The 17,945-nt window shown below is 61.1% G+C and carries 28 protein-coding genes; 15 read left to right on the forward strand and 13 right to left on the reverse strand.

Features of this window, described 5'->3' with window-relative positions:
- Positions 1 to 4 precede the first annotated feature (4 nt).
- Positions 5 to 784 (forward strand): bifunctional hydroxymethylpyrimidine kinase/phosphomethylpyrimidine kinase, encoded by a 780-nt coding sequence (gene thiD / locus K5X80_RS16210; protein WP_261390572.1) that lies wholly within the window; start codon positions 5 to 7, stop codon positions 782 to 784.
- Here thiD and K5X80_RS16215 read toward each other — a convergent pair.
- The 4 genes from K5X80_RS16215 to K5X80_RS16230 all read right to left on the reverse strand — a co-directional run bounded on the left by K5X80_RS16215 (position 751) and on the right by K5X80_RS16230 (position 3,794).
- Positions 751 to 1,650, reverse strand: coding sequence for an LOG family protein (locus K5X80_RS16215; RefSeq protein WP_222558733.1), 900 nt, complete (start codon positions 1,648 to 1,650; stop codon positions 751 to 753). The two genes, thiD and K5X80_RS16215, sit on opposite strands and share 34 nt — an antisense overlap.
- Positions 1,651 to 1,729: 79 nt before the next feature.
- Positions 1,730 to 2,164, reverse strand: coding sequence for a hypothetical protein (locus tag K5X80_RS16220; RefSeq protein ID WP_222558734.1), 435 nt, complete (start codon positions 2,162 to 2,164; stop codon positions 1,730 to 1,732).
- A complete protein-coding gene (locus K5X80_RS16225) occupies positions 2,161 to 3,069 on the reverse strand; it encodes a sterol desaturase family protein (protein ID WP_222558735.1) in 909 nt (302 codons plus the stop codon). Before K5X80_RS16225 ends, K5X80_RS16220 begins: the two co-directional genes overlap by 4 nt.
- A gap of 23 nt (positions 3,070 to 3,092) precedes the next feature.
- Positions 3,093 to 3,794, reverse strand: coding sequence for a TetR/AcrR family transcriptional regulator (locus tag K5X80_RS16230; protein ID WP_222558736.1), 702 nt, complete (start codon positions 3,792 to 3,794; stop codon positions 3,093 to 3,095).
- A gap of 268 nt (positions 3,795 to 4,062) precedes the next feature.
- Between K5X80_RS16230 and K5X80_RS16235 the strand changes: the two genes are divergently transcribed.
- The 4 genes from K5X80_RS16235 (at position 4,063) to K5X80_RS16250 (ending at position 6,539) form a co-directional block, all read left to right on the forward strand.
- Positions 4,063 to 4,398, forward strand: coding sequence for a glycine zipper 2TM domain-containing protein (locus tag K5X80_RS16235; protein WP_261390573.1), 336 nt, complete (start codon positions 4,063 to 4,065; stop codon positions 4,396 to 4,398).
- A gap of 158 nt (positions 4,399 to 4,556) precedes the next feature.
- Positions 4,557 to 4,925: a hypothetical protein gene (locus tag K5X80_RS16240; protein WP_222558738.1), complete on the forward strand. Its 369-nt coding sequence runs from the start codon at positions 4,557 to 4,559 to the stop codon at positions 4,923 to 4,925.
- A gap of 213 nt (positions 4,926 to 5,138) precedes the next feature.
- Positions 5,139 to 6,041, forward strand: a complete 903-nt coding sequence (locus tag K5X80_RS16245) for an iron-containing redox enzyme family protein (protein WP_222558739.1) — start codon at positions 5,139 to 5,141, stop codon at positions 6,039 to 6,041.
- An 87-nt stretch (positions 6,042 to 6,128) separates the two neighbouring features.
- Positions 6,129 to 6,539, forward strand: coding sequence for a low affinity iron permease family protein (locus K5X80_RS16250; protein ID WP_261390574.1), 411 nt, complete (start codon positions 6,129 to 6,131; stop codon positions 6,537 to 6,539).
- A 36-nt stretch (positions 6,540 to 6,575) separates the two neighbouring features.
- Here K5X80_RS16250 and K5X80_RS16255 read toward each other — a convergent pair whose 3' ends face one another.
- Positions 6,576 to 6,767: a hypothetical protein gene (locus tag K5X80_RS16255; protein WP_222558740.1), complete on the reverse strand. Its 192-nt coding sequence runs from the start codon at positions 6,765 to 6,767 to the stop codon at positions 6,576 to 6,578.
- A gap of 123 nt (positions 6,768 to 6,890) precedes the next feature.
- Positions 6,891 to 7,094, reverse strand: a complete 204-nt coding sequence (locus K5X80_RS16260; protein WP_222558741.1) for a hypothetical protein — start codon at positions 7,092 to 7,094, stop codon at positions 6,891 to 6,893.
- Positions 7,095 to 7,401: 307 nt separating this feature from the next.
- Here K5X80_RS16260 and K5X80_RS16265 point away from each other — a divergent pair, with 307 nt between their 5' ends.
- Entirely contained in the window at positions 7,402 to 7,536 is a 135-nt protein-coding gene (locus K5X80_RS16265) for an entericidin A/B family lipoprotein (protein WP_222558742.1), read from the forward strand.
- Positions 7,537 to 7,615: 79 nt separating this feature from the next.
- Positions 7,616 to 7,834: a hypothetical protein gene (locus K5X80_RS16270; protein WP_222558743.1), complete on the forward strand. Its 219-nt coding sequence runs from the start codon at positions 7,616 to 7,618 to the stop codon at positions 7,832 to 7,834.
- A gap of 228 nt (positions 7,835 to 8,062) precedes the next feature.
- On the opposite strand, the gene K5X80_RS16275 is transcribed toward K5X80_RS16270, so the two are convergent.
- Positions 8,063 to 8,320 (reverse strand): hypothetical protein, encoded by a 258-nt coding sequence (locus K5X80_RS16275; RefSeq protein ID WP_222558744.1) that lies wholly within the window; start codon positions 8,318 to 8,320, stop codon positions 8,063 to 8,065.
- Positions 8,321 to 8,339: 19 nt separating this feature from the next.
- Here K5X80_RS16275 and K5X80_RS16280 point away from each other — a divergent pair, with 19 nt between their 5' ends.
- From K5X80_RS16280 to K5X80_RS16290, 3 genes are read left to right on the forward strand one after another with little or no spacing between them, the layout of a single operon-like run.
- Positions 8,340 to 8,849 carry a hemerythrin domain-containing protein gene (locus K5X80_RS16280; RefSeq protein ID WP_222558745.1) on the forward strand — a complete coding sequence of 170 codons (510 nt, stop codon included), beginning with the start codon at positions 8,340 to 8,342 and terminating at the stop codon, positions 8,847 to 8,849.
- 42 nt (positions 8,850 to 8,891) lie between these two features.
- Positions 8,892 to 9,047: a hypothetical protein gene (locus tag K5X80_RS16285; protein ID WP_222558746.1), complete on the forward strand. Its 156-nt coding sequence runs from the start codon at positions 8,892 to 8,894 to the stop codon at positions 9,045 to 9,047.
- Positions 9,048 to 9,073: 26 nt separating this feature from the next.
- Complete coding sequence (locus K5X80_RS16290) at positions 9,074 to 9,436, forward strand: PRC-barrel domain-containing protein (protein WP_222558747.1); 363 nt, start codon at positions 9,074 to 9,076, stop codon at positions 9,434 to 9,436.
- 84 nt (positions 9,437 to 9,520) lie between these two features.
- On the opposite strand, the gene K5X80_RS16295 is transcribed toward K5X80_RS16290, so the two are convergent.
- On the reverse strand, positions 9,521 to 9,823 hold the full coding sequence (locus K5X80_RS16295; RefSeq protein WP_222558748.1) for a hypothetical protein: 303 nt from the start codon (positions 9,821 to 9,823) through the stop codon (positions 9,521 to 9,523).
- Positions 9,824 to 10,247: 424 nt separating this feature from the next.
- Between K5X80_RS16295 and K5X80_RS16300 the strand changes: the two genes are divergently transcribed.
- Positions 10,248 to 10,415, forward strand: coding sequence for a hypothetical protein (locus tag K5X80_RS16300; RefSeq protein ID WP_222558749.1), 168 nt, complete (start codon positions 10,248 to 10,250; stop codon positions 10,413 to 10,415).
- 329 nt (positions 10,416 to 10,744) lie between these two features.
- Entirely contained in the window at positions 10,745 to 10,948 is a 204-nt protein-coding gene (locus tag K5X80_RS16305; protein ID WP_222558750.1) for a hypothetical protein, read from the forward strand.
- 73 nt (positions 10,949 to 11,021) lie between these two features.
- Here K5X80_RS16305 and K5X80_RS16310 read toward each other — a convergent pair whose 3' ends face one another.
- From K5X80_RS16310 to K5X80_RS16320, 3 genes are read right to left on the reverse strand one after another with little or no spacing between them, the layout of a single operon-like run.
- Positions 11,022 to 11,660 carry a BRO-N domain-containing protein gene (locus tag K5X80_RS16310; RefSeq protein ID WP_222558751.1) on the reverse strand — a complete coding sequence of 213 codons (639 nt, stop codon included), beginning with the start codon at positions 11,658 to 11,660 and terminating at the stop codon, positions 11,022 to 11,024.
- Complete coding sequence (locus K5X80_RS16315) at positions 11,647 to 12,648, reverse strand: hypothetical protein (RefSeq protein WP_222558752.1); 1,002 nt, start codon at positions 12,646 to 12,648, stop codon at positions 11,647 to 11,649. The genes K5X80_RS16310 and K5X80_RS16315 overlap by 14 nt, the downstream gene beginning before the upstream one ends.
- Positions 12,648 to 13,856, reverse strand: a complete 1,209-nt coding sequence (locus tag K5X80_RS16320) for a hypothetical protein (protein WP_222558753.1) — start codon at positions 13,854 to 13,856, stop codon at positions 12,648 to 12,650. The genes K5X80_RS16315 and K5X80_RS16320 overlap by 1 nt, the downstream gene beginning before the upstream one ends.
- Before the next feature lie 960 nt (positions 13,857 to 14,816).
- On the opposite strand from K5X80_RS16320, the gene K5X80_RS16325 reads away from it, so the two are divergent.
- Entirely contained in the window at positions 14,817 to 15,386 is a 570-nt protein-coding gene (locus tag K5X80_RS16325; protein ID WP_222558754.1) for a recombinase family protein, read from the forward strand.
- A 262-nt stretch (positions 15,387 to 15,648) separates the two neighbouring features.
- Here K5X80_RS16325 and K5X80_RS16330 read toward each other — a convergent pair whose 3' ends face one another.
- Positions 15,649 to 16,011 (reverse strand): TonB family protein, encoded by a 363-nt coding sequence (locus K5X80_RS16330; protein ID WP_222558755.1) that lies wholly within the window; start codon positions 16,009 to 16,011, stop codon positions 15,649 to 15,651.
- Between the two features lie 250 nt (positions 16,012 to 16,261).
- On the opposite strand from K5X80_RS16330, the gene K5X80_RS16335 reads away from it, so the two are divergent.
- Complete coding sequence (locus K5X80_RS16335) at positions 16,262 to 16,690, forward strand: acyl-CoA thioesterase (protein WP_222558756.1); 429 nt, start codon at positions 16,262 to 16,264, stop codon at positions 16,688 to 16,690.
- 50 nt (positions 16,691 to 16,740) lie between these two features.
- Positions 16,741 to 17,292 (forward strand): BRO-N domain-containing protein, encoded by a 552-nt coding sequence (locus K5X80_RS16340; RefSeq protein ID WP_222558757.1) that lies wholly within the window; start codon positions 16,741 to 16,743, stop codon positions 17,290 to 17,292.
- A 96-nt stretch (positions 17,293 to 17,388) separates the two neighbouring features.
- On the opposite strand, the gene K5X80_RS16345 is transcribed toward K5X80_RS16340, so the two are convergent.
- Positions 17,389 to 17,943, reverse strand: coding sequence for a hypothetical protein (locus tag K5X80_RS16345; protein WP_222558758.1), 555 nt, complete (start codon positions 17,941 to 17,943; stop codon positions 17,389 to 17,391).
- Between the last annotated feature and the right edge of the window lie 2 nt (positions 17,944 to 17,945).

A 17,945-nucleotide genomic window follows, 5' to 3' on the forward strand; every position in this document is an offset into this window, starting at 1 on the left:
CGGCGTGCCCCCCCCATCCGGCGGGCCGCCGCGCATCCTTTCCATCGCCGGTTCGGACAGTTCCGGCGGCGCGGGGATTCAGGCCGACATCAAGACCGTGACCATGCTGGGCGGCTATGCGATGACCGCGATCACCGCGATCACCGCGCAGGACACCACCGGCGTGCACGGGGTGCAGGCCCTGCCCCCGGCCATGGTCGCAGCGCAGATCGATGCCTGCATCGGCGATATCGGGGTCGACGCGGTCAAGATCGGGATGCTGGGATCGCCCGACATCGCCGCGCTGGTGGCCGACAGGCTGGAAACGCTGGATGCGCCGGTGATTTTCGATCCGGTGATGATCGCCACCAGCGGTTCGGTGCTGGCCGACGCAGCGACCATCGCCGCGTTTGAGCGGCTGATGCGGCTGGCCGCCCTGACCACGCCCAACGTGCCGGAACTGGCCGCGCTGGGCGGCGCGGCGGCGATGGCGCGGCGCGGTATCGTCTATATCGCCAAAGGCGGCGACGCCGAAGGGCCGGTGGTGGAAGACCGGCTGGTGCGCCCCGGCCATGACGATGTGGTATGGCAGGACGATCGCATCGTGACCCGCCACACCCATGGCACGGGCTGCACTTTCGCCAGCGCCATCGCCACCCATCTGGGGCACGGCCTGCCGCTGACGGAGGCGATTGCCCGGGCGCGCGATTTCGTGCGGCAGGCGCTACGCCATGCGCCCGGATACGGCAGCGGGCATGGCCCGCTGGGCCATCAGTCGGTGCACACCCCGCAATCGAGATCGTAGAAATCGGTAATGCATTGCCATGCCTCTTCGGCGGTTTCGCACCAACTGAAGAGGTTGAGATCGTCGCGGTTGATCGTGCCTTCCTCGGCCAAAGCCTCGAAATTGATCACCCGGTCCCAGAACTGCTTGCCGAACAGCAGAATCGGGATCGGCTTCATCTTGCCGGTCTGGATCAGAGTCAGCAGTTCCATCAGTTCGTCCAGCGTGCCGAAGCCGCCGGGGAAGACCGCCACGGCGCGCGCGCGGATGAGGAAATGCATCTTGCGCAGCGCGAAGTAGTGGAAATTGAACGACAGATAGGGGGTGACGAAACGGTTGGGCGCCTGTTCATGCGGCAGAACGATATTGAGCCCGACCGATTCCGCCCCGCCTTCCAGCGCGCCGCGATTGGCCGCTTCCATGATCGATGGCCCGCCGCCCGAACAGACGACGAACTGGCGCTTGCCCTGTTCGATCGGCGCGCATTCGCTGGCGAGCTTGGCCAGCCGGCGGGCTTCATCGTAATACTTGGCCTTGTCGGCCAGGCTGCGGGCCACGGCCTGCGCCCCCTCGTCACCCGCCGCCGCCGCGGCCACCAGCGCTTCGGCCTGATCCGGGGCGGGGATGCGCGCCGAACCGTAGAACACCAGAGTCGAGCCGACCCCCGCTTCTTCCAGCAGCATTTCCGGCTTGAGCAGTTCGAGCTGGAAGCGGATCGGCCGCAGATCCTCGCGCAGGAGGAAGTCGGGATCCTGAAAAGCGAGACGATAGGCCGGATGCTGCGTCTGCGGGGTGCGCATGATCGCGGCTTCGGAAAACGCCGCTTCCTGCTTGGCCTTGTAGAATTTGCGATCGGTCAGCCCCCGATCGTCGCTGCGCTCGCTCATGCGGTTTCCTTGTTACGGCGTAGGTCTTGCCCCTACGCCGTAAGCAGCGCACTTGCGCCGGGCAAGCGCCGTCTCGCGATCAGCCGATGAAGATCAGCAACAGAGCGATGACGGCGAGCCCGAAAAGCACGTTGAACAGCGGCAGCGCTTTCACCGCATGCTGGCTTTCGGGCCCGGCAAAGCGGCGGGCCACCATGCTCGGCGTCCAGATCAGCCAGAGATCGACGATCACCACCAGAATGAACCCGGTGATGCCGGCCCACATCCCCCACCGGTTCTCGAACATGGCGCGGGTCGCCGGCGGCCAGGGCGAAGCTTCCCCCGACAGCATCAGGCCGACGGCAAAATACATCCCCAGGATAAGCGGCATGAGCCAGGCCGGATTGGTCAGGAAATCGGCCACGGCCCCCAATTTCCGCCCGGCAAGGGCGGGAATGGACAACCGCAGCGTCGCCAGCAAGGCGAACACGGCCAATACAGCAGCGATTGTCCACATATCGACGTTCGGCATCATTCGGCAGGTTCCGCCACGAGCTGCGAGCCTTGCTTGACCGGACGCGGCATTTCGAAGGTTTCCCCTGGCCGCCCGAACAGCACACCCAGTTTCTGGCGCCAGGTCGGGGCGCCCCGGAAATCACGAAAGAGCGGCGTGAACTCGTGCATCATGACTTTGAACGGATTGTTGGATTCCAGCGGATGCGTGATGCCGTACACCGGCGGCACATCGTCGCGCATGGCCTGATAGGTGCCGAAGACATGATCCCAGATCATCAGCAGCCCGCCATAGTTCTTGTCGATATAGATCGGATTGCAGGCATGGTGGACACCGTGGTTGCGCGGTGTCACGAACAGCCATTCGAACCACGGCGCCAGACGGCCGATGCGGGTCGTATGGCAGAAAGTCTGGAAAGCGGGCGCGGTGATGGCCATCAGCACCAGCACCAGCGGGTTGAAGCCCAGCATCACGATCGGAATCCAGATCAGCAGACGATAGATCGCCTGAAACGGCACATGCCGCAGATTCACTGTGAAATCGTAGGTTTCCGCGGAATGGTGAATCGAATGATCCGCCCAGAACAACCGCACTTCGTGGCCGAGGCGATGGAACCAGTAGTAAGCGAATTCCGCCGCCAGGAAATAGATCGGCAAGGACCACCAGGTGACCGGAATGCGCAGCGGCGACAGGTTGTAGAAGAACGTCAGCCCACCGATCAGCGCGGCGTTGATGAACACCCCCTCGAGCACCGGCCCGAGCGGGAACAGGGCAAGGCTGCTCAGCCCTTCCCGGCTCCACAACGACTTGCCTTCGCGGCGGCGCAGAAGCATTTCCGCGCTCAGCACGAAAGTGAGAAAAATCGCCCCGCCGAAGCCGTAGATTTCAATCGATTTCGTCAGTTGTTCGATGAACGCCTGATCCATGCCATACCTCCCTTGGCAGCACCTTATCGCTGGGCTGCCGCCATATTCCGTTGCATCGCCCGCAGGCCTTCGCACATGCGATCGAGCTGATAGGCGAAAAACTCTTCCGCGAAGACGGGCAGCGATGTCAGGCTGAGCATCTGCTCCACCTGTCCGCGCGTAACCGGATCGAGACTGGCCAGTTCCTGCGGCGTCAGATTCTGCGGCACATCGCGGTTACGCAGTTCGACGTTGATCGCCCCCATGGCCACGTGCCACACCCATAGCGTGGCGCGGGCGTGCGCTTCCCCCGAAAAGCCCATCCGGCCCAGAGCTTCGGACACAACCATGCCGCGTTCGAGCCAGGCAATCGACGTGTGGCCGCCTTCCCATACCAGCACGTTGATCAGTTGCGGGCAGGCCAGCATATGCGCGCGCATGGCCTGCGCCCAGCGGATCACCGCGTCCAGCGGTTCGGTATCGGGCGCGATGTCCAGCGTGAAATCGGCCAGCAGGCGATCGCTCAACGCCTGGAGCAGTTCGTCCTTGCTGGCGAAGTAGGTGTAGATCGCCATCGGCGAAATCTTCAACGCCCGGGCGATGCCGTTGAGCGAAGGCAGTTCATCGGGATTTGCTTCGGCCAGAGCCGCCGCGGCATCCAGAATCATGTCCCGCGAAATACGCGCAGGGCGGCCGCGCGGCTTCGCGGCCCCGGTCGACTGGCGTTTTGCGGCGTTATTTTCCATATGCCATATATCAATTAACCCGCCCGCGCTGTCAAGCGGTTGCAGCGGTGCAAATCTTTGCCGGATTCCCACATCGGCGGATGACGGGCAGGATTCTTCGCATGGACGCAATGCGCCAGATGGAGCCTTGCCAGCGACTGACGGATGAAAGCCACTCTACATCGTTCATCGGCGCGTTATCTTGCCCGGCCTAGTTTTCCCTCAATGATAAGGGAAAGGCCCAAGTATGTTTACAATGAAAAAATTCGCTCTCGGCGCTCTACTTGGCGTGACTACTGTCGTAGCCTTGCCGGAAAGCGCATCGGCTCATGGGCGTTATGATCGCCACGGCTATTCCGGGTATGACGACAGCTATCGCGGGCACCGGGAGTATCGCCGCGAATACTATCAGGAATCCCGGCGCTACGACCGGGATCGCCGCTATTATCGCCATAAGCAGCGCTGCCGGACGAGCGGCACCACCGGACTGATCGTCGGCGGTGCGGCCGGGGCCCTGCTCGGGCGCAGCATCGACCGCTATGGTGACCGCGCGCCCGGCACGATCATCGGCGCCGCCGGCGGGGCCCTGCTCGGCCGGGAAATCGATCGCAAGCGCCGCTGCTGAGCCCGATGCACCGCCCGGCCCCATCCGTCATCGCCCCTCGCGATCCAGCTCTGACCGGCCCGAAATTCACGGCCGGTTCAGAGCGGGGCGGTTAGCCATTGCATGATGCCCGCCGTGGCTTCTCCGCCCCGGCTGGCGCTGGAAAGGAAGTAAGGATCATGGGCATTACCTTCAAACGCCTGAGCCTTGCGGTCGCTCTGGCAGCGAGCACTTTCACTGCCGCAACCGTGGCCCAGGCCCACGGCTATCGCGACCGTGATGACGATGCCGCCATCGCGATCGGCGCCGGGATCATCGGCCTGGCCGTCGGCGCGGCCATCGCCTCCGACAACGACGACCGGTATTATTACCGCGACCGGCGCTATTACCGCGCTTATCCCGATCGCTATTATTACCAGGACCGGCGGTATTATCGCCCTTACCCGGACCGGTATTACTACAACCGGCACCACTATCGCGATTACCGCGATTACCGCGAATACCGGCACGATCGTAGGCATTACGACCGCCGCCGCTGGCGCCGCTGACGGCCTTTCGCAGCGCTGGCGTTTTCCGCCAGGGCTGCGCGGCCACGCTTTGACCGCACACCGTCCGCTGCCGTGAGGCGCAGCCCATCGCGGGTCGCGCTCTGGGGATGGGAGCCTGCCCTCTCAAGCCCTCTTCCTGCCTTGCGGCCGGGAACCGGCCCGCATGCCGTTCATTCCAATTCCACTTCGCCAGCCAAAAGTGGAATGTAAAAAATGGCAACGCAGCCTTTCGAAAATCTGCCTTCCCCTTTCCTTTCGGATACCTTTCAACGCACACTTTCTTCCTGGAACCGGGAGCGGCTGGCCCCGGCCTTTCCCGCCGCCGATTGGGAACTGGCGCAGAGGCGCGCCTACAATATGCAGCGGCTCGAACGGGCTTTCCTCGAAAGCCTGCGGGCGGAAGTCAGCCACAGGGCGAAGGCTGTTCCCCGGGAGCCCGGCCCGTTCATGGAATGGTTCGAAAATCTCAAAGTGGCCGGCCCCGGACAGGGCGATCCCCTGTTCCCATGGCTGGCCGAAGAGGCGGACCGCAGCCAGATTTGCTGGATACTCGAACAGGAAGCGGCGGGCGAAGCGGGGTTTGACGATCTCGTTGCCCTGACTCAGGTCAAGCTGCCTTCCGGCCCCAAGCTGGAGCTGGCGCGCAATTATTGGGACGAGATGGGGCGCGGCAATGCCAAGGGCATGCATGGCCCGATGCTCGCGCGGCTTGTCGAAGCGCTCGATCTGCATCCGGCCATCGAAACCACGGTATGGGAAAGCCTGGCGCTGGCCAATGCGATGACCGCGATGGCCACCACCCGCGCTTATGCATGGCACAGCGTCGGCGCGCTCGGGGTCATCGAACTGACCGCGTCCGGGCGTTCCGCCTATGTCGCCAAAGCGCTGCGCCGGATCGGCCTGAGCGGGAAGGAGCGGCAATATTTCGACCTCCACGCCATGCTGGACATCAAGCATAGCGCCGACTGGAACCGCGAGGCGATCCTGCCACTGGTGGAAGAAGACCCGCGCCGCGCCGTCGCCATTGCGGAAGGGGCCTTGATTCGGCTGGAAGCAGGCAAGCGCTGCTTCGACCGCTATCGCCGTGCATTGTGGAACGCGCCCGCCCATTCCTGAAGGCCGAAAAGCAGCGGAAGGCAGCCGGGCACCACAGCCCCGCCTTCTCCCCAGACATTCCAGCACCATACAAACAGGAGGCTTTCCGTGGATCACATATTCACCAGAATATCCGGCGGATCGTCGCGCATCATGGGGCGGCCGGTTTCCTTCATCATTTCCGTTCTGTTCGTGATCGTATGGGCGCTTAGCGGGCCCGTCCTGAATTATTCCGACACCTGGCAACTGATTATCAACACCGCGACCACGGTGCTTACATTCCTGGCCGTGTTCCTCATCCAGAACAGCCAGAACCGCGATGCGGCCGCGATGCAGGCGAAATTGGACGAAGTTCTGCGCGCGCTGGAAAACGCGCGGGTCGAATTCGTGGGTATCGAGCATCTGACCGACGCCGAGATCGAGAAAATCAGGGAAGCGCTGGAACACGATATCGGCGACGGGGACGGGCGCAACAGCACGACGGGGACGACAGTCGAGCGCCTGCTGGAACGTTATTGAACCCGGCGCTGTCGGACGCGTAACGCGAAGGGCAGTCTAGCCCTGGCCAGTCCTGCGGAAAATGTTCCACAGGCCGCCCACTTCGAGTCTCAGCGAAAACCTGTACTGATCGTTCTCGAACACGTCCGCTTCGCCGCAGTTCAACCGGCTGACCATATGGAAAGCATCCGTCTGGTCAGCGTTGAATATCGCTGCCGGTTCGCTCTTGTCGATGGGAACAATGGTCATTCGGCGCATGGCGATGCTCCATACTTGGCGGGAGCACGCAACAATGCTGTCTCTCGGCACCAGCTGCCGTTCAATCAGGCTGGTGATGGCCGCCTTTTACCCCCTTTCGCCCGGAGAACCGAATCATTTCTGGGCGCGGATCGATTTCCGGCCGTCACGCAGGCCGCTTCCGGCGGCAATCTGCAAGGCTTTTCCAAACCTTGCGCCCAGCGCATGGGCGAAGCTTTGCGGCCAGGGGGCTTTCAACGCGCGCAGCCAGTTGCCCAGTTCGCTTATCATCCAGATCAGCATCGCCGCGCTGCCGATCAACAGGAAAAACTGCGCCACGCCCTTCAGCATAAATCCCCCTCGGGCGCTGGCGTTTATCACCCTTTGCGCCCCTTGCCGGCCATCGGACCTGCCAGATCGTTTTATCGCGTTTTCCGCAAAGATGCGCCACCTCTCTCGGCTCTGTCCACATATCGGACAGTTCGCGGTGCATCGCCTCTTCTTGCAGGATGTTCGGGGCCCGGCGGCCAGCCCGGCAATCCGTCTTTCAAACCCCACCGTTCACCCGGCAAGACGGCAAACTGGCCGCCAAGCGCGGAACCAAGCGGCGTCCAGGCGTTTGCCCAAGAATATGAGGAGAGACGCCATGTCCAAGCTTGTACTTTCCGCCGCACTGGCCGCCAGCTTCCTGCTGGCCGCCTGCAACACCATCGAAGGGGCCGGGGAAGATATGCAGTCCGCCGGCGAAGCCGTTTCGGATACCGCGCAGGACACCAAGTGAACGGTATGGGGTGAACGGCACGGGGCAGCGGCAATTCCGCCAGCCTCCTCGTTCGGCTTACGGGTGGATGGAGAAAGATATGCCAACCTATTCGCTGGTTTTTTCCCAGGATGAGTGCGGCGAAGCACAGCGTATAGAATTCGATGCCGACGATCCGGCCGCCGCGTTGAGCCCGGCATTGTATGCCAGATCGGGCCGCGCCGCGGAACTGTGGGACGGCAACCGCAAGCTTGCCGATGTTATCCGCTGGGGGCCGGGATTCTGGCAGATCGGCATCCGGGCACAATCACCGCGATGAACGGAACCTCCGCGCGGCCTCCGCGTTAAGCTGTCGTCTCTTTCACCGAGACGCGTTTATCAACTGACCTGCGGCACCAACCTTACCCGTTTGCCGCAGGTTTTTTGATGCCTGAAATGCGCCGCCCCCGGGGCGCTGAATAGCCCCGGCAGCGCTCATCCCATAAACGGTTCGCCTTGTCGCTGCGCCGCTCCGGCACGGAAACGAATGCTCTTCCGAGGCGTCTCATCAACGGACGGGATAACCACGGAGAATGGTATGCCCAACAACCAGAACGACCGGAACCAGCAGCAGAACCAGTCTGGTCAGGACACCAACCGTCAGCGTCAGCAGGAACAGCAGAACCAACCCGGCCAGCAGGGCCAGGATCAGGACAGGCAGCGCCAGCAGGAACAGGAACAAGAGCAGCGCCGCCAGCAGGGCGAAAACCAGAAGCCCCAGCAGAACCGCTGATATCGGAGGGCGGCTGCGGCCGCCCTTTTCCACCCCAACAAGGATATTGGTTATGCCTGAGCAATTCACGGACGCCATCGCGCTTCTGAAAGCCGATCATCGCACGGTGGAAGAGCTGTTCCAGCAATACGAGAACACGAAGACCGCGAGCAAGAAACAGAGCCTGGCGCACAAGATCTGTGTTGAACTGAAAATGCACACGACGATCGAGGAAGAAATCTTCTATCCCAGCTTCCGGGGAAAGATCGACGACAGCACGTTGAACGAAGCCTATGTCGAACATGACGGCGCCAAAGTGCTGATCAACGATATCGAATCGTCCAGCCCCGAGGACGAGTTCTTCGATGCCAAGGTGAAAGTGCTGTCGGAAGACATCAAACATCACGTGCATGAGGAAGAGATGCGCGGCGACGGCATGTTCGCCCAGTGCCGCAAGACCGATGTGGATCTCGTCGCGCTGCGCCATCAGATGATGATGCGCAAAAGGGATCTTCAGGCGCAGGAGAAGAACGGCGGCCTGCCGGAAGCGCAGCCTCTTGCCGTCAATCTGATCGCTGCCTGACACGCCGGGCGGGTCGCCCCCCGCCCAGACACGGAGCATGTTATGCCTGATCAAACCGCCCGCACGACGGAGCCACCCACGCATCTGCCCGCGCACAAAGGGCAGGAGAAACGGGACCGCGAACAAGCGCCGCGAGAAGAACGCCGCCGCCAGAAAGGCGAGGATGATCGGCTGCAACCGCCCCATGACAACCGGTGACCGACTGGCGCCGCAAAGGATATCCCATGACTGTAGAAACGAATGAAACCTGCCGCCTGATCGCTTCCAACAAAGTGGAAGGCACCGCCGTTTACAACCACGAGGGCGAGAAGCTCGGCGCGATTTACAACTTCATGGTCGACAAGCGGTCCGGCCAGGTCGAATACGCCGTGCTGCAATTCGGCGGCTTCCTGGGCATTGGCAGCGACTATTACCCGCTGCCGTGGCAGGTGCTGACCTATCATGAGAGCGAGGGCGGCTATGTGATCGACCTCGACAAGGAAACGCTCAACGAAGCGCCGCGCTATGCCGCCAATGCCGAACCGGATTTCGATGAAACCTACGGCCGTCAGGTCCATCAGTTCTATGGCCTGACCTACCCTTACTGACCATACGAAAACGGCCAGGGTTCGCCCTGGCCGATCATCGCAAACCACCTGCAGGGCCGCCCAGCGGCGGCCCTGTAACCCGGATTACTGCGCAGGAGCCTTATCCGCCTGCTTTTCGATCGCATCCGCTTTCGCATCGCCTGCATCGCGAACCGCATCGGCCGTGTTTTCCTGTGCGTTTTCAGCCGCGCTGTCGACGCCATCCACGACGGGGTCCTTGTTGTCGGCTGTCGCTTCCAGTGCGTCGGCCTGCGCTTCCGCGGAATCGCGCACCGCATCGGCGCGGTCTTCCGCGGCATTTTCCTGCGCGCTGTCGCACCCTGCAAGGGCAAGGCCCAGCACGGCCGCCGAAACAAGTCCGGCCATCGGTTTCGAAAATCTCTTCATAACATACTCCCCAGTGGTCGCCGCCGGATGCCTCGACATGCGCATGCGAAAGCATCTGACGGCGATTGGTACTTGCGTCATGCAAGCAAGACCCTCAACGTTCGAGAGGTTTTCGCGTTCCGAATATCCGCGAAAGCAAGCCCCCCATGCGGCGAGGAGCAGCATTTCAACGATGGATGGAACAGCACGATTCCGCCCCTGGGGAGAGATTGCGCGCTTTCGCGCCATTCCGGGCATCGGATAGCGAACGGCGAACCGATTGAGGCAAAAGATTGATTTTCAAGGGAAGTAGCTGGATGCCCCGCGAGGAGGAGATAGGTCCCACGGGAAACCCGCTGATTTGCGTAGTTTCTTTGTCTCAGATGGGGCGTTTCGTACCCCATTTTTGTACCACCAACAAGGGGCGGGAGGCCCAGACGACGATATGAAAACCACCAACAACACTCAGGCCACTATCGAAATCCTGGACGGCGAAGCGCTCGATATGGGCGGCGGCTCATTCATGCTTATCCAGGAATGCGACCACTACGGCCCCCAACGCATTCTGATCCAGGAGGATGACTTGCGTCGCCTTCTGGCAGCTTTGGGCTAACCTGCCGTGGCCTGGTGGGAATGGATCATCATGCTCGGCCTGTGGGGCTGGGTCGCTGCCGATATGGCACTCTTACGGCGATGGACACACGAGAACCTTGTGCTCGTTAACGAGCGCCGAAAGGAAGCGTGTCACGCCCTAGAATACGATATCCGCGAACTGAAACGTGGCCAGCGGAAATTCTGATAACGGACGGGGGGCTTCGGCCTCCCGCTTCATATCCCCCAAATTCAGAAGATATGAAGTAAGACTTCCTCATGCTTTCCTGCAGATAAAAATCCCCAAAATACAGAAATTTGACTAAAATCTAATTTGTGATATATGGAGGTTTGCAGGATTATTTTATAGAGGAAAAATTGCTTAACTTCATTGCAACTTTCTTTTTAATTATTTCTTCCATGTTGATCGTCGCAACCTACATGCGATTTAGAACACCCCAGCCGGAGCCCGGCGTTTCTTCCGGAACCGCAGCAATACCGGCTTTCGGGTTAGCGTTTGCCATGCTGGCTCTCGCAGGGATGCTGATGTTCTAGGGCCAACCGCCCACCGAACCTCAGAAAATAACCCCTCCGGACACTGTGAGGTAATCCAGAGGGGTTATTTGCGTCAGCTCGTGGAGACGCCCTGACGCTCGGCCTCTACAGCCCTCGCTCGTTCCACCATCGCCTGAGCTTCAGCCAGCAGTGCGGCCTTCTCGTCTTCGCTCGGCAACGTGCGGGGCTCCCTTTTCTGCTCCCCGCTATCGCTGCGCGAACTTTCGAACAGTATATCTGTCTTTCTGTCCTGTAGCGCTATCCATTCATTCCTCCGCCCGCTGTACCATCTTGGGCAGAAACGGGGCATCGAACCGTCAGGCTCGAACTGGAGGAATGCCCTGGGGTCATCTGGCGATGCTTCAGGGACCAGCCGGGCAGCTTCCCGCTTGGCCCAGGCAGCCAATGCTTGGCCCGCGTAGGAAGCGATGACGCACGTCCAGTACCAGACGCCCAGCGGCGACAGCAGGACCACTTTCCGGCCCAGTTCTCCCGAGACGTCATCCCCTTCAGCGACCTCTGCGCCAATGCTTCGGCAGCATTCAGGAATATCCGGATCATTCGCCGCCAGGTCCACCGTTGCGTAAGTGTATCCCAAGGCAGCGGCCAGGTCTCTGACGTCAAACCAGAGAGTTCCGTCAGCCTTCACAACGCGAACCGGATGCTTGTCCTTGAAGAGAAGTTCCACGCTCTCGTTATCAGGCGGTGTCATGTCGGCCACCAGCCTTAGCCCCGAAGTATGCGCCTGCGCCGGTCGCCACGGCCCCAAGGATACCCCCCAGGACCCCGCCAGACTGCTTAGTCTTGGAAGTGCTGGTTGAAGTCCCGCTCTGGCCCCACTGGTTCCCGGCAACGATGTTTGCGTACCGGTTGAGGAGGTCGAAATCGCGCTGGTCCTGGCCCTGCCATTTCTGATAGGCGGCGTCGAGTTCGCCCTGCTGGTCGGCCTGTTCGCGGTCGTAAGTCCCAGTGATCTGGCCATAGGCGTCGTATCCGAGCTGGGCACCTTTCGCCAACGCGTCGATGCCCGAAGACCCGAGACGGGCGTAAGCGTCCCCCGCCTTGCCGTAAGCATTAATCTTACGGTCCAAGTCGCCTTGCGCCATATTGAGGCCGTTGTTCCACGCTTGGCTCCTGAGGTTCGCGCCGATCTGGGCGATTTCCTCGGCAGCTCCGCGTTGAGCGATACCGGACGCAATACCGGCACGGGACGAATTGATGTTCCCGCTCGCGCTGGCGGACCTATCGATACTCGGGAGGAGGTTTTCGCGAAGGTTGCGGGTAATGTCACCGGCCGCCCCGTCAATCTGGGCCTGAAGGTACGGGTTGTCCGCATACTTCCCAGCCGCCGACATAATGGCGTCCGTATTATCAGCGCCAGCCAGCTCTAGGTATTTGTCGAGGGATGAACCGGCCTTATCGGCATAGCCCGCCATGGACTTGCCGATGTTGCTGATCGAGCTAGCCGCGTTGAGGCCTTCGCCGCTCGCATATTTCCGCAGGTTGTCCAAAGCCGATTTGGCCTCTGGGGACATCCCCGCGTAGAGGTCGCCCTGGTAGTAGGGCGTTCCAGCCGCCTTGTCGTAGGCGTCCTTCGCCCCCTGAAACAGGGGATCGAGATAGCCCTTCTGCCACGAGCTCGGGCCAGTATCGAAGCTCTCCTTCGTGGTGGTCTTGGTAGACCCGCCGAAAAGACCCATTAGTAGTTTTCTCCATATTGGTATTCATCTTCATCCGGAACGGGGTCATCAGGCGGAATAACGCGACCGACCAGTCCCGCGCCCCGAGGCCATAAGGCGTGCAAGTGATCGCTGCGGGCCTGACGAGACAGGGCAATCTCGTCCATCATGCGGGCGATATCTTCGACGGCCTGCGGGTCCCGACTGGTCACAAGGTCCGCCACGCTCTGGCTGTATTCCTGCTGCGTAGGACGGGCCAAGCGCTCCGCCAAAGCGTCAGTCATCCGCTGCCTGAAGCCACGAGGGCTCAACGGAATACTGTCTCCGCCTGAAGCTGCGGGCGAGCCGCTCTTCGAAATGCCCCGCCAGTTCGCTGTAGCTTGCCGTTCGAACTCGAAGACGTCCTGAAGGTCACGAACGCCCCCAATGTTGCCGGTGATATCCGATAGGGCCGCCTGTTTGGCATCGTCCCCAAGCATGGCTGAGGCTCTGCCCGCTACGTCTCCGTAAGGGTGGCGAGCGGCATAGCGTGAAGCCTCGTCAGCAATCGCAGTGCCCGCCCCGGTTGCCCAAGCCTCTTGCGCGAACTCAGGCATCGAACGGGCCTGGGCGGCAATCTCCGGTCCCGTCAGCTTGCCGATGTCCTGCCCCTGCCGGAAGGCGTTGGCGTGGGCCATGTCATCACCGTACTGGCGGATGACCTGAGCATACGGAGCATTCTGGGAGGCCAGTTCATCCCGGAGTTGCCCTGCCAGCGAGTTGATGTGGACAGAGTTGGTATTGTTCTCAATCCGCCCTGTGACAGGATTGCGCCCCGCAGCCTGTACACCAGCGTCCCGCATGGCCCGAACGACCTGATCGTAACCTTCAGCCGTCAGCCCCTCGTCTACGGTGACGAATTGGCCGTCAGGTAGCTGGAAGTAAGGCCCATTTGGCGGAAGGCCGTTCGGGTCCGCCTCCATGGCCCGGAAACCCATTGCGTGCGGGTCTTTCGGTTTCCCTGAGACGTCGTCAATCTGGTTCCGGATATTCCGGTAAGCCTGTGGCAAGGCATCCTGGAATGCTGGCGTCTGTTCAATCGCCTGTATCTCCGAAGAGCGATAGACCGGCTGGCGATAAGCCTCGGCATACAAAGGCGCAGCGGCGGCACGGGATTGCCTTTGGAAGTCTTCCACATACGCCACCGGGTCCGGAACGGTCGGGAGACGGTCGCGGATATATTGATCCACGCGGGCACCTTCAGAGGCCTTGCGAGCCTCCAGCGCCTCTCGGACCAGCGTCTGCCCTGGCCCCATGTCTCGAGACGCGGAAGCCGTGAGAGAACGCATTGCCGGGGATACATCACCGACCATTGCCGGGACGCCCATCTGATTGCGGCGGCCCACTTCAGCGGCAATCGCTTGCGGAGTTGCGAGAGGACCAGCGATACCGGGACCAGCATCGATATGCCCTTCGCTCATCCGACCCATGACATCGCGATAGGCCCGCTGAGTTACTGCCGATGGCAGTTCGGGACGGCTGGCCCTGTTGCGGCGAACATGAGGCGGAAGGAGGCGAGCCAGCTTATCGCCTGCCCCTCTCCCCAGGCCCGATACTGCGTTAACCGCACGATCCACACCGGGAACATATTCACGGGCGGCACGGCCAGTCCAACGGGCAGAGCGAGAGACGAACGGAAGCCCACCACCAGCGAGCGCAGAGAATGCCGCAATGCTTCCGGCGTTCGCGGCACGGCGTTCTAAGTCGAGCCCTTCGCCCTCGCCAGCCCCCGAAACGGCCCCGTAAGAAGCCCCTACAGTGGCACCTTGAAGGGCTTTCCGGCTCAGGTTTGCGCCCTCCAGAGGCTTCCCTGCGGGGAGGGCGAGACCCGCCCCAAATCCTGCTACCGAAGCGGCGGACCTGGTCTTTGGGTACTTGGCCGCAAGTCTCTTCTGGTCCGCCTTGTAGTCCCGCTGGCCCTTTCGGAACGCCTCGCCCACGTCTTCGCCGCGAAACAGCGCAAGGGCCGCAGGGCCTACCGCCGCGATTTCGTCTGTCCAGTTCGGAAGCACCTGGTTGACGAATGCGCCGGAAATCGTTCGCGTGGGCTCGCTGACTTTGTCGTAGAACTTGCCCCACAGGCTCTTTGGCGGGGATTTTGGCATCGTGGAGGGCCTGGACGGGGCGGCCTGCTGACGCTGCCAGTATGCATGGGCAGCCTTGGCGGCTTCCTCCTGCGTATCGGCCCGGACGTTGACCAGTCGGCCATCTGGAAGCCTTACGGCAATCGTATTGCTCCTAAGCGGATTGTTACGGAGACCGTGTCCGGATCGCTGCCCGCGATGGAGCGGAAAGGCTTCATCCGTCTGTTAGATCGGCTGGAAGAAGGCGACGTCCTTATAGTCACCAAGCTGGACCGGCTAGGCCGCAATGCGATGGACGTACGGGCAACAGTCGAGAAGCTGGCAGCGGATGGCGTGCGGGTTCACTGCCTAGCCTTGGGCGGAACGGACCTGACCAGCGCAGCCGGTAAAATGACCATGGGCGTTATCGCTGCCGTTGCGGAGTTCGAGCGGGACCTTCTGATCGAACGGACACAAGCTGGCCTGGGCCGCGCCAAGGCCGAAGGGAAGCGGCTGGGCAGACCGATGGCTCTGACGGACCAGCAGCAGGCAGAGATAGCCGAGAAACGCAAAGCGGGGATCAGTCTGCGAGCGCTCGCCAAGGAATATGGAACTAGCCTCGCATCGATCCAGAGAGCGGAGGCACGGGCAGCGTAGGCCTGCTGTGCCCGGCTGTGGCGAAGGGAGGCAGTGAAATTGACACCCCTAGCAAAGATAGGGGTCTTAAAAAGATTAGCACCCGCGACTTTTTCGCGGTTCCTTCGCCTCCTCGATGACCCTCATTTCACGCCCCGGCCTCTTCAAGCTCATCCACCGGAGCGACAAGCCCGAAGCCACACAAGCACCCAGAATTATTTTATGGGAACTCTAGGCCCTCAAGGCCCTCCACGCCATGGCATTGCGCCGAAGTTATTGGCGTTCAGCTCTCGATTCTGAAACTGACGGGAAGCGCCACCCAAAAAGGAGCATTTGCCCCCGCAAGCGGAGGAAACGGGCCAGCGTTCCTTGCTGCTTCCAATGCCGCAGCGTCGAGCAAAGCACTGCCTGAGGATTGCCGAAGCCGTACAGACGCGACTTCTCCCTCGGGGGTCACGCGCAACTCTACTCGCGCTGAGCCTTCAATGCCCTGAGCGAGGGCTTCAACAGGATAACGGCTCGCCCTTTGCAGTTGGATGGCAACATGCCTCGTCCATTCAGAACTGGGCAGCGCATCGCTGGCGGCGATTAGGAGCGGTAAAGCAAGCAATATCAAAGCGCGTCTCATCCATTGCTGTTGCATCATCGAGCGCCCCCTTTCAACGCCTCCTGGCGCTTGTTGCGCCTTGGCCGGAATATCGGATAGGGCATTGCCCGGCATTTGCTAGCGCTGGACGACGACGAGAAATCCCAAGCGGATCGTAAAGGGTCGAAAGTTTCGACCCTGTCCGGGGATCGGAGCTTTCGCTCGTTTCCCGGCCCGGCTGAAGGTCCACTCCTTTCATTGACGGATATGCCAAGAGCGATAGGGTGGGCGCTCAAGATTAGGTGAGCATATGCCGGATCAAGTTCGGATCGAAGACTTCCCCCTCAGAACCTCAAACAAGCTCCGTTATGCGGATACAGACAGGCAAGGTCACGTAAACAACGCCGTCTTCGTCACGCTTTTGGAAGCGGGGCGTGTGGAACTGATCTATAATCCGGCTGCTCCTCTCGCCGGACCCGGAAGCGCTTTTGTCATCGCACGCCTGGAGCTTGATTTCCGTGCAGAGATAGTCTGGCCTGGGGAAGTCGATATCGGGACGTGTGTTGCTTCAGTTGGCCGAAGTTCATTCAGGCTCGAACAGGCGCTGTTTCAGGACAAGCAATGCGTGGCGACCGCGACAACCGTCATCGTGCAGATGGATGAAGCAACACGCCGGTCCCAGCCGCTTACCGCCGATGCCGTTGCGAGGCTGTCCGCCCTTACGAGAAGCGGACTGTAAACAAGAACGAAACTAAGCGCCGGAAGATCATCAAGCCCGGTAAAGCGCCTATGGCAATCAAGGCGAACAACGACAATCATTCGTTTGCATTCGGGGAGCATATGCTCCGTGGCCTCATGATCGAAGGTGAACCTTGGTTCTCCGCTCCGGACGCTTGCCGCTGCCTCGGACTTCTCGCACACCCGCACAAGGGGACGTACTCGCACCACCTGTCAAAGCTGGCAGCCGATGAGCGGAAGCTACTGACCCGCGCAACGTCCCCCATGTTTTTTATGGGGGTCAACGGGTCCGCAATGACGGTCGTTTCCCGTCCCGGTCTCTTCAAGCTCATCCAACGATCGACGAAGCCCGAAGCCAAACAGTTCGACCGCTGGGTACGGCACGAAGTGCTCCCGCAAATCATGGACAATGGCGGATATGTCATGAAGGACGTAGATGCGGAAGCCGTCGTAGGGGCGATGGATCACAACAAGGCCCGCTCCGATCTCGAATTGATGCGTCAGGCCTTGAGCGCCATGGAGGCCATGCGCGGCCTTATCGAGCAACAGTCCGCAAAGATCGCTGAAGACGCCCTGATCTCTGGGTACTTATGTAAAACCTAAGAACCCCAGCCCCGAATGCCCGCCAGCGACTTACCAGGCCGCCGAGGGCCATCCGAAATAACGATTACCCTCTCCTCAATTAGTCTGGGATCAGAGTTATCCCGCAATCGCTAGGTTCGCCATGGTCACCCGAAAGGCCACCGGCTGAACCTGGATGATAACAAGCGCCTCGTGGCTGTGCTCGGGAACCGTCAGCAATCGGTCATTGGCAACGTCTACACGGGTCACTAGCCTGTCATCCTGTAGCAAGCAGAACAAACGGCCATCGGCCTCTATGTCTCCGTCCGCCATCTGTTGCTGCCCTGTGGGGATGCTTAAGGCGTCAAAGAGTGTCTTCAGCCGGTTATCGATGTCGCCACAGTGATTGAGCAGCCCTCCCGGCTTCGCGGCGGACAGGAGCCGGACCTCCAACTCCACACCAAGCTCAAGGCGGTCGGTTATCAGTGGCATGTATTCCACGGCTCCGGCCCGCTGGCCCACGTAGCAATCGGAGGGCTTGTAGTCCGGGTCAAGGAACTTCCGGACATCTGTCAGCGGCGGCAATTCCCACAAACGCCGGAGCTGCGGCTCAAGCTCACGCCGAATACGCCACTTGTCCCGTGCGCTGCCATTGGGCGGCAAGTCGCCCTGATAGATCAGCGTAAACCTCACTT

It is taken from the genome of Caenibius sp. WL (genome assembly GCF_019803445.1).
Taxonomy (GTDB): domain Bacteria; phylum Pseudomonadota; class Alphaproteobacteria; order Sphingomonadales; family Sphingomonadaceae; genus Caenibius.